Here is a 7,521-nt window from a genome sequence, read left to right on the forward strand (position 1 = left end):
GCCATGCTGGAGCAGCCGGCCATGGCAGCGTAACTCAAACCATATGGCCTCCGGCAAATCCGGGGCGGTTCAAAACTCTGACTGGCCATGGCCGCCTCGAGCGTTGCGCGCCTGCAGCGAAAAGTTGCGCGCACCGCTGTCTCGGCTGCCTCCGCTCATTCCTTCCGTAGGTGCTACGGCCCGGAGCTCATCGCCAAGGCCGTGCGGGAATGGATCGAAGCCGTGGGCGCGAAGACCGCGTTCATCGAGCCGGGCAGCCCATAGGAGAACGGCTACTGCGAGAGCTTCAACTCGAAGCTGCGAGACGAACTGCTCAACCGTGAGATCTTCTACAGCCTCGCCGAGGCAAAGGTCATCATCGAGGCATGGCGGCACTACTACAATACCGAGCGGCCTCGCTCATCGCTCGGCTACAAGCCGCCGGCACCGGAGGCCATCATCTGGCCAGGACAACCACCCGGATCGGTTACATCGTCGGCACAGGCGATGGCCCAAAAGCCATCATGCATTAAGACTGAAACTGGACCACCCTATGGGGTCAGGCCATTCATGAGTCACGAGGCGATTGCGCGCGCTGTCCTAACGGCCTGGATGTCAGGGCGAGGGTCGTCCCGCCCGATCAGACAGATTCGCTGACGGACTCGGTTTTCACCCTGCACTCACCGATATATTCGCCATGATCCCAGAAAAATCCATGCGGGTGCTGCAGGTAGAAACCGCGTGGCAGGCGATAGAGCGTGAGCAAAGCGGTGTTTGATCCTCGGGCTCTTGCATCAGTGTTCACATAGTGACGCTGCGCTCTGTAGACAAAGATGTCACCGAGTTCGCTACCGTAGTGCCCGTTGAAGTCGAGCTGATCGATGACGACCTTGTTGGTATCGTCAACGAGAACGAGGGTACCATTGGAAGCTCCGGCGATGCGGGCAGCCTTACGGTACTCGGTCCACGGCAGAGGTCCGTTCGGGCGGTAAGTTTGTAGCAGGAGGCCTTCTGACGCCGGAAATGCGAGCTTTCCTGTCTGAAGATCCTCGACAATGCGGTCGATCAGGGTGGTGGGACGGAAACGTTTCTTCATCATTTGTACTCCTTCTTGATGAATTCCAAGTCTCTGGCGCGGCGTTGATCGTCCCGCTGCAGCCGCGCTGAAGCAGGTGATGATCAACAGGGTTCGCGGACAGCCGGATCTGCTGTCAGCGACTTGCCAGGTTTAAGATGTGGGAGCCCGTCTGACGGGCAGCGTCGGGGCTTAGCTTATCAAGCTTATGTCGTATGTATTGAACATAGTCGCCTCCATGGTCGAGCGCTCCGCCTTACAGCATCGGCGCTAACTCTAGGAAGCCGCACTCTCGAAAGTATTGCAAGGGGTGGTGAGGAGAAAATCGGATATTTTTTGCGAGCCTGTTAAAGGAATCTAGTTTTTATTTAACTCAAAAGCGAGATTTCGAGCAAAACCCGGGAGACGCGTTATTCACAGCCGCAGGCTTGGTGAGATCCTAGAATTTATTGGCGCGCATCGTATTAACTATAATTGGCCACCAATTCTTAGGCCCTGCTGACCAACGTTAGCCATAGTTTTTACGGGGGGGGGGGGGATAAATGTTGGACTTGGATTTGGCGGTTGAACTCGATGAGATCCGCAAGAAGATTGCGAGAGATCGCCAGAAGGCTGTGCAAGCACTTTTCGCCACGGCGGAGCGTTACCGCCATTTGCAAGAACGGATGGCCCCGCGCGAGCTTTCTGTGTTCTTGACCAATGAATGCGAACTACCTGCTCGCGCAGCCGCGTCTTACACGGCACTGAACAGTTTCAGTGATAATGATCGCGCGCTTTTGGAAAGCTGCGGAGCATCCGCGGATGTTGTCTTGAATCTCTCCCGTGAGCGCAGGGATGTTCGCGAACGTGCCCTCGAGATGATCCGTTCGGGAAGAAACGTCCAAATTGACGAACTTGGCCGCATCCGACGCGATCTCGACCACGCTCCGATTGAAGCAGGTCTCAAGGCCGATCCGGCACCGCTTGCTTGTCTTCACAAGGCCGCACGCCTGCGGACCAAGAACCAGACTGTTTCGCTGATCGATCGGCTGGATCGGTTCATCGAAGACCTGTCAGAATTCGTATATGCGGAACCGTTCGATCCATTCGATGAGAGGCCGTGCGCCATTGTGGAGCGTGCCAGCCAGCTGCATGCGGAACTGGCCCCTCTCATTGAAGGAATGGTGAACGATAAGTCTCACGAAGCCAAGCTGTGGCGGCAGGCAATCTCTGCGATCAAGAATATCTCCGAGCATCACTTCATCTTGGAGGATGAATGGGACCCTGAGTTCCAGCGTAGTCTTCCAAGCGACAAGCGATGGCACGTTACCATCGAAGAGATTTTTCTGGTGCGTCTGGCGCGTGCGGTTGGTCAGGGCCATCTCGTTGACTCTGCCAAGACACTCATAGAAGACTTTGCCGCCAGTGGTCGGGTGACGATGCATACGGATGAAGCTCTGGCGGCTCCTTCCAGAAGATTGCGTGTTCTGGAAATCTGTGCCGGGGGCGGTGGCCAGGCGATCGGGCTTAAGCGCGCAGGCTTCTCCTCCGTCGCGCTGATCGAGTCGAACCCGAGCGCATGCGCCACACTGCGCCACAACAATCTCGGTTGGGACGTCATTGAGGCTGACATTCGGGATGTCGATTATTCGCAGTTCAAGGATGTCGACCTCATTGCTGATGGGGTTCCGTGTCAGCCCTTTTCTCAAACTGGGGATCGGCGCGGCCATGAGGACGAGCGCGATATGTTCCCGGTGGCGCTCGACATCATCGACCAGATCCGCCCCAAAGCCGTCATGCTTGAGAACGTGAAGGGGATTTCGTTCTCAAAGAACCTGCCTTACCGGCTGCATATATTTAAACGCCTGCGTCAGATGGGCTACGATGCGGAATGGCGCTTGATGCGAGGGACAGATTTCAATGTTCCCCAAGCGCGTGAACGCATGATCCTGGTCGCGCTGCAAAAGGGGATAATGCACCGCTTCCGCTGGCCGGTACCTCACATTCGTGATCAGCTTACTGTCGGCGAGGCTCTTTTTGACCTTATGTCTGAGCGCGGATGGAAACACGCTGAAGAATGGGCCAGGCTTGCCAATCGCCCGGCATATACGATTGTTGGAGGAAGTTAGAAAACCTCGCCGGGCATTACCCAGGAGCGTAGCCGGCAAGATTGGCTCGATCATCTTAAAACCGAACCGGAGGAATTTGTTCTCGATGCGCCAGGAGAAGACGCCGGTACGGTCGTTATTGGGGATTTTTCCACCTACCCCAAGATGACAGTCCGGATGCTGGCGCGCCTGCAGGGCTTTCCCGACACATGGAAGTTCGCGCCTAAGCCCGGCACGACAGGATTTGATAGCCGGAGTGATATTCCCGAAAATAACAGGGTCGAGATCTGCCGCCAGATTGCCAACGCCTTCCCGCCGCCGATGGCGCTTTCGATCGGACTTGCCATCCGCTTTGCGATCACAGGCTCATCGGACGACTTCAAGAAGATGATGGAGACCCCTTTGTTCACGCGGCCATCTCTGCGCCAGCCTACTCCAAGGGTCGCGGCCGAAATGGAAGCATTTGAGTGGGAGAATGAAGATGAAGCCTACTTGGCGAGCTTGTTGACGGCATAACCAGAGCAAGCTCACGACGCTATGCACGGCAGGATGCGTGCCGGGCGCAGCCACTTGGCTGCGCTTCCTCGCCTGCCCGGCTGGAGCTGCAGGCGATTCACATGTAAACGACGTTTCAGGAAGTAATGGGGGGAACGATACAGGATTAAAGGAAAACTGACGGTCATCCAGACCGCGTCGGTCTAGTCCTGACCTGACCTCAGATGGACTTTTTTGAGGAAATCCCAGCCACGTTTATATTTGTCGACTAAATCCTCAAAGACGAGATCGCATTGGTCCTTGTCGAAACCCTGATTGACGAGTTTATCGACGAGGCCGTCCTGGAGACGCCCGAGTTCGGCAAAATTCCGGCTGCGTACATTTTCTTCAAACGCGATGTGAAGAAGCATCCGGGCCAAATCGTCACGCGAAGGTCGTTTCAGAGCCCGATTGCGCTCGCGCAGTTCCTTCTGCCGCACGCGCTGCTTCTCCAATCGCGCCATATCTTTAGCCACAGCTGCTTACCTCGTCTCCTTGTCCGCAAACGACGTTTGCGCCTGTAGCGTCATTTCAGAACTCGGAATCGTTTACAACCAATCCAGAATCGCAAATCTCGAACTCTGAATCGGGTTTGCGCAATTTATTTCGACTTGAGATAAGTTGTCGGGACCTTGGAAGGACTTGGCGGCACGGTGAAACAGCGTTCGGGCGATTTGGATCAAGTCGTTGGCACGTTGCTCAAAATCGTTTTCCTTCATGACGCTGATTAGAGGCTTACTGCAGTGGAAAAAAAGCGTCCTGACATCTCCACCCTACGCTTGACTGAAGACGCGTGGGCGGAAATCCGAAACGCCCTCACACGCCACAACCGCAATATCCCGTTTGGTGATCTGCGTGGCCGGCTGAGCCAGCTTAAGCCGGTGATTGAAGCAATCATCATGCTTCCCAGGGAGCCCCTCGAGGTCCTCAACAAACACTCCTCTCATGACAGTCTCGAAATGATCCTTTGCGAGTTGATCGCAAGGCTACCACCACCGGCACCGAGCCCATTTGTTGACGTTGATCTTGAGGAGCTGCCGGCCGAAGACGGGGTCGGCGAAGGAATGGGCGAACGTGTAACTTATGAAGAGGGCCTTCGTCGTCTAAGGGAGTATTCCGTTGATGTTGACCTGGAAACAATCGCAGGTCCTCTGGGGGACGCTGCGGAAATCGAACGAAAACTTGGCATTCCCCTTCCACTGCTGGCTCAGTGGCATGAGCAGAAACAAGTTGTCGCGTTGAAAGGCAAAGAGGAATGCTCTTTTTACCCGCTAGCTCAGTTTGTCGATGGGAAACCGATCGATGGTATCAAGGAAGTTTTGGAGTTCATCCCTCATCCGCGTACCGCCTGGATGTGGCTTATCAGGCTCAAACCGAGCATCGGGGGGATGCCGCTGGAGCTGTTAAGGCAACGCAAGCTTTATGATGTCCTCGCAGCTGCCGAGCGGGATTTTGGGTGAGCGTCGTTGATAAGTGTGAAAGCTTGAAGGTGCGGGCTGGCAGGCTTGTATTTGCGGCGGGAGGCGTTGGGTCGGGTCCTAGATTTGCATTGTCACGATTTGCGGCTCTGTCGCGTGCTCGTCGATTAAAGAGCCATAAAGGTCGGCAGAAGAAACGTCGTTTTAGCGGGCACTAGATGGGTGCTGTTGAGCTTGGCCCCGTGCTTCTCTGGAAGGTAAGGGACCGCGTAGGGTGATCAGCTAACACGCGGGCGCGTCTTAAGCGCCTTGATTCTCTTTGTCGTCAGGCATTCAGCTTCTCACATATTCCGGGGTCCGATTAGCAGCATGGTCCTAGCGATGCTCATTCCGGACCTGCTTGCCGTCTAGTCCTCTCTCTTCCGAGTGACGTGATTTATGCCGGTTGGAGAAGATATCGCTCTCGCGGACCATATCGCGTTGCAGTTCAGTGTTTGCACCGCTGCCGTCACCCTTGCCTTGGGCTCCGGGGCCCATGTGCTTGTTGCTGGCATTGGCCATCGTGTATCTCCTCTTGAGTGCACGAAGGCCAACCACCGGGCGGCGGGATAAGTTCCGGCTGACCGGCAGAGATCAAGCCTCCTTGGGCGTCACCGCACCACGAGGACCGGAACGGGGCTAGTCTTAACCACAACGTTCGTCTGGCTTCCGAGGAGCAGCTTGTTGAGGCCGCTACGCCCATGTGAGGCCATCACGATCAGGTCGCAGTCAAGTTCCAGAGCCTTGTCCAAGATCGCTGTCGAGGCAGCGGAGTTCGCAACGTGAACTGTCTGCACTTCGACACCTAGTTCGGATGCGCGAGCCAAGGCTTTCTCAAAGATCTGTGTGGCGGCTCTGTTGTTTTCTTCCTCGAAGCTGCGCGCTGCTTCCGGTGTCGGGTTCCAGGTCCGACCATAGACGATAGGGAAAGGCTCGGTCGCGGTGATGATCGTCGCTTGGCTGCCAAGCGATTTCGCCAGTCCCAGACCGTGTTCAACGCCCTTCATCGATACGTCAGAGCCATCGGTTGGGATTAGGATGTGTTTGTACATGTGCTTCCTCCGGGTTGCTGCACGAGAGTAGTAGAACATCGTGCCATCCACTTGCGATAGATCAACAACCCGAACGGGTTTAAAAAAAATTAGACGATGCCGACGAAGTTCACGGCGTACCTTACACTCTTACATCTGAGGGGGCGGGAGCAACGCATGGCCGGTATCCAGGGACCAAGGAGGCCTTGCCGTTCATGTGCTCCCTCGCCCTACTGTGGACCATCACTGATCGATCCAGATCTTCCCGGGCATAAAAATGCTGCAGCGCACTTTCGCGGCTTGCCGGGCAAACTTTGATCCGGCAGCATCACGTTGGTTGAAGATAAAGGGCACAAAGCGGTGCTAGGAGACTGTGCAGTGGACGAGTTGGAAGTTAACGGAGCGGCTCTCGCAACGAGAATTCTCGGCTGGGATCAATCGAGGCTGGAGGCGGAAATGCACAAAGCCGGCCTCGGTACATTTTACCGGCCGTCTTTTGTGATCAACTGATGAATACTATGCCAATGCCCCCGGAACTCGAGGAGTTCCTCCTTGATCGGCTTTGGTCACAGACACGCGCTCCTTACTTTAAACCGGATGGAGGGGCAGAAAATATACTTGTGGTCGGCCCGGGTGCGGCCGGCAGTCACCCTTTTTCCTATCTGTGCGCGGCTGCCCTACGGAAAGAGCGAGGGGTGAATGCTGGGGTCAGGGAACTATCTCATGAAGCACCTTATTGGGGCGCGCTTGCCAGCCGCACAAGAATTGGAAAGAGAATGATACAAGGAGACCATGCAGTGACATTTACTATCGCCACGGATGTTGCTGCTGATCTTCAGAACCATGAGCGAAAGACGCTCACTCCTTTAGGAGAAAATTTGTTAAACAGAAGCTCCGCGTTGGTGATATTAGGAGACTTTCGCTCGAACCGAGTTCATCGGCAAGGGATATTGATAAATAGAGCCCTAGAAATGGGAATTCCGGCAGTCATTGTTTTTGGAAACAAAAGCGTTGCCTCCCATCCGTCATCTGAGTGGGACAAATATTTTTCGGCTGGAGCCGACTCGCTTATATACACGATGACAAACATCCGGGATGAAAGGAATTTCATAAATAGTCTATGTCATGTTGGTGAAGAGATAGACCGCAATGACGAATACATTGTCGACGCTGCGACGAACCTGGTGGAAATGCTGAATTGGCTTGAAGACGAGAACGTGAAGCCCTCAGATCTGATAGAATTGGTAACCGCAAGAACCGTGACGTGCCACTGAGTTTTCATCCAGCGGCGTTTAGAGCCTCGGCCTTTTCTGTTACGCCGTAGGGCGCGGGTTGAGCAACCGGTGGAGACGCGAAGC

Annotated in this window: 8 protein-coding genes and 1 pseudogene; 5 read left to right on the plus strand and 4 right to left on the minus strand. The window is 55.1% G+C overall.

Annotated elements, in window-relative coordinates; translation table 11 throughout:
* Positions 1-177 precede the first annotated feature (177 nt).
* Positions 178-471 (plus strand): annotated as a pseudogene (locus IOD40_RS18905) (integrase core domain-containing protein); the annotation flags it as partial.
* A gap of 148 nt (positions 472-619) precedes the next feature.
* On the opposite strand, the gene IOD40_RS18910 reads toward IOD40_RS18905, so the two are convergent.
* Positions 620-1,075 (minus strand): hypothetical protein, encoded by a 456-nt coding sequence (locus tag IOD40_RS18910; protein ID WP_210336980.1) that lies wholly within the window; start codon positions 1,073-1,075, stop codon positions 620-622.
* 521 nt (positions 1,076-1,596) lie between these two features.
* Between IOD40_RS18910 and IOD40_RS18915 the strand changes: the two genes are divergently transcribed.
* Both IOD40_RS18915 and IOD40_RS18920 read left to right on the plus strand, forming a co-directional pair.
* Positions 1,597-3,162 (plus strand): DNA cytosine methyltransferase, encoded by a 1,566-nt coding sequence (locus IOD40_RS18915; RefSeq protein WP_198478262.1) that lies wholly within the window; start codon positions 1,597-1,599, stop codon positions 3,160-3,162.
* Positions 3,163-3,279: 117 nt separating this feature from the next.
* The gene (locus IOD40_RS18920; protein WP_325099780.1) at positions 3,280-3,657 is read left to right on the plus strand and encodes a DNA cytosine methyltransferase; all 378 of its coding nucleotides are present in this window, start codon (positions 3,280-3,282) and stop codon (positions 3,655-3,657) included.
* Between the two features lie 182 nt (positions 3,658-3,839).
* Here the strand turns inward: IOD40_RS18920 and IOD40_RS18925 are convergent, their stop codons facing one another.
* Positions 3,840-4,151, minus strand: coding sequence for a hypothetical protein (locus IOD40_RS18925; RefSeq protein ID WP_198478264.1), 312 nt, complete (start codon positions 4,149-4,151; stop codon positions 3,840-3,842).
* 267 nt (positions 4,152-4,418) lie between these two features.
* Between IOD40_RS18925 and IOD40_RS18930 the strand changes: the two genes are divergently transcribed.
* Entirely contained in the window at positions 4,419-5,135 is a 717-nt protein-coding gene (locus tag IOD40_RS18930; RefSeq protein WP_198478265.1) for an antitoxin Xre/MbcA/ParS-like domain-containing protein, read from the plus strand.
* Between the two features lie 333 nt (positions 5,136-5,468).
* On the opposite strand, the gene IOD40_RS18935 is transcribed toward IOD40_RS18930, so the two are convergent.
* Positions 5,469-5,654 (minus strand): hypothetical protein, encoded by a 186-nt coding sequence (locus IOD40_RS18935; protein ID WP_198478266.1) that lies wholly within the window; start codon positions 5,652-5,654, stop codon positions 5,469-5,471.
* 89 nt (positions 5,655-5,743) lie between these two features.
* The gene (locus tag IOD40_RS18940; RefSeq protein ID WP_198478267.1) at positions 5,744-6,184 is read right to left on the minus strand and encodes a universal stress protein; all 441 of its coding nucleotides are present in this window, start codon (positions 6,182-6,184) and stop codon (positions 5,744-5,746) included.
* Between the two features lie 503 nt (positions 6,185-6,687).
* On the opposite strand from IOD40_RS18940, the gene IOD40_RS18945 reads away from it, so the two are divergent.
* A complete protein-coding gene (locus tag IOD40_RS18945) occupies positions 6,688-7,437 on the plus strand; it encodes a hypothetical protein (RefSeq protein ID WP_210336982.1) in 750 nt (249 codons plus the stop codon).
* Positions 7,438-7,521 lie beyond the last annotated feature (84 nt).

The organism is Aquamicrobium zhengzhouense (assembly GCF_016124105.1).
In the GTDB taxonomy this organism is placed as follows: domain Bacteria; phylum Pseudomonadota; class Alphaproteobacteria; order Rhizobiales; family Rhizobiaceae; genus Aerobium; species Aerobium zhengzhouense.